2 protein-coding genes are annotated in these 2,091 nt (G+C 75.2%); one reads left to right on the top strand and one right to left on the bottom strand.

What is annotated here, in order from left to right:
* Positions 1-45 precede the first annotated feature (45 nt).
* On the top strand, positions 46-1,389 hold the full coding sequence (locus tag J0670_RS36615; protein WP_207817097.1) for a streptophobe family protein: 1,344 nt from the start codon (positions 46-48) through the stop codon (positions 1,387-1,389).
* Between the two features lie 215 nt (positions 1,390-1,604).
* On the opposite strand, the gene J0670_RS36620 is transcribed toward J0670_RS36615, so the two are convergent.
* Entirely contained in the window at positions 1,605-1,982 is a 378-nt protein-coding gene (locus J0670_RS36620; protein WP_207817098.1) for a DUF1304 family protein, read from the bottom strand.
* Between the last annotated feature and the right edge of the window lie 109 nt (positions 1,983-2,091).

The following is a 2,091-nucleotide window of genomic DNA, read 5'->3' on the forward strand; positions in this document are numbered from 1 at the left end:
CGACCGGCTCCGCTCGGCCACGGCCCCGCGACCAGAGGAGGCGGCATGCAGCAGCCCACCACCGGGGCCGCGGGCCCGCCCGGCTTCGTTCGCGGCTGGCTGGACGCCCTCGCCGTCGTGCTGGCCGGGATCGTCGCGATGGCGGCGGTGGCCGCGCTCGGCCTCTGGCTGGCCGGCGCCGGAGACCTTCCCGAGGGCGGCTTCCCCTCCGTGCTCGCCGGGACGATGGCACTGGCCGTCGGCGGATCCGTCCAACTCGACGGCGGCGCGGGCAGCTTCGCCGCTGTGGGAGCCGGGATCAGCGCGATGCCGCTCTCCGTCTCGCTGGCCGGCGCGGTCGCGCTCGCCGAGGTGTTCCTGCGCCAACTGCGCTTCCGCGCGGTGGCCGGAGCCGGCGAACTGCTCGGCCGGATCGCCCGGATCGTGGTGCTCTGGCTGCTCGCCCTGGTGCTGCTCACCCTCGCCGCCCGGCACACCTTCACGGTCGAACTCGGCGGCGATCTCGTGCAGTCCATCGGCAACCTGCTCGGCCTGACTCCGGAGGTCGGCTTCCACGCGGACGGCCCGACCACGATCGGCATCGGCCTGGCCTGGCTGCTGCTGGTGCTCGCGGCCGCCTTCGCGGTGTCCCGGCGGGCGCCGCTGCCGGGCGGCCTGCTGCGCTACCAACTGGCCGTCCGCCCGGCCGCGTTCGCGCTCTGGCTGGTCCTGCTCGGCTACGTGGCGATCGGTGCGGCGGCCGGGGTGCTGACCGCGATCGTCCACGGCAACGCCCGGCAGACCCTGGCCATGCTCCTGCTCGTCCTGCCCGACCTGGTCTGGCTGGCCTTCGGTCTCGGCCTCGGCGCCGCCTGGCACGGTCGGCTCGTCGGCGGGCTCGGCCTGCCCGTCCCCAAGCCGCTCACCTCGGCGCTGCGCACCCCCGACGGGCGGCCGGTGACCATCGACCTCGGCACCCTCGCCTCCCATGACGGCAACATCTGGCTGCTGCTGCCGCTGGCCGCCGTCCTGCTGCTCGCCGCCGCCTTCCTCGCCGCCCGCCGCTCCCCGCGCACCGTCCGGCTCTGGCAGCACGCCGTCCGCTTCGCGCTGGCCACCGCCGTCACCGTGCTGCTGGTGGGTCTGTGGACCCGGATGGACGCCGACTACGGGCTCTCCGTGCTCGGCGTCGGCCTCGGCCGGGGCGGCCTGGGCGACCTGCTGGGCGCCGTCCTCGGGGGCGCCAACCCGCTGGCCGCGCTCGGCAGCGGCAGCCTGACGCTGCGGCCGGTGCTGTGGACGGCCGTCCTGCTGGGGGCGGGCTGGGGGCTGGTCACCGGTGCGCTCGGCGCGCTGCTCGCCACCCGGGTGCGGCACCGCGGGGAGGTGACGGAGGACACCGGAGGCTGAGAGGACCGCCGGGTGTTCGAACGGCCGCGCACACGACCGCGCTCGGCGGTGGCGGTGCTCGCGCGGTGTACGTGCTGATGGCAAGGCCTACGCCGTCTACCGGCTCCAAGGCAGCGGCACCGGGCGGCAGCCCGGCCTCCAGCGGCTCGCCGCCTTCACGGTGTTCGTCCTGCTGACCGCGCCGTGGCTGTGGCGCACACTGGGCGGCCCCGGGCTCAGAGCAAATCGGTGAGCAGGACGACCGCCGCCGGGACGGCCTGGGCCAGGGCGACGCGCCACAGCTTCGTGGGCCCGGAGGAGAACAGGGTGATCCCGCCGGCCACCATGAACGCCGTGACGTAGAGGATCACCGCCCGCCCCGACCCGGAGTGCCCGGTGTGCAGCAGGACCAGGCCGGTGACCAGGCCGAGTGCCAGGAACAGGTTGTAGAAGCCGACGTTGAAGCGCCACAGCCACACCTCGGGGGCGTCCGCCGTGCTGCCGGTGAGCAGGTAGCGCACTCGTGGGTGCCCGTACAGGTAGCTCTCCAGCGGCCAGGCCACGAGGTGGATCGCGGCGGCGAGCATGGCGAAGACCTGGCTCACGGCGTTCATGGCGGGCGGCTTCCTCTCTCGACGGGCTGGTTCCACGGGCTGCTTCGGCGGGCTGGTTCGACGGCCGCCTCGGCGGGCCCGGCGGTCGGTGGCCTCACGGCCGGGTGGT

The organism is Streptomyces sp. FH025, from assembly GCF_017427025.1.
Taxonomy (GTDB): domain Bacteria; phylum Actinomycetota; class Actinomycetes; order Streptomycetales; family Streptomycetaceae; genus Kitasatospora.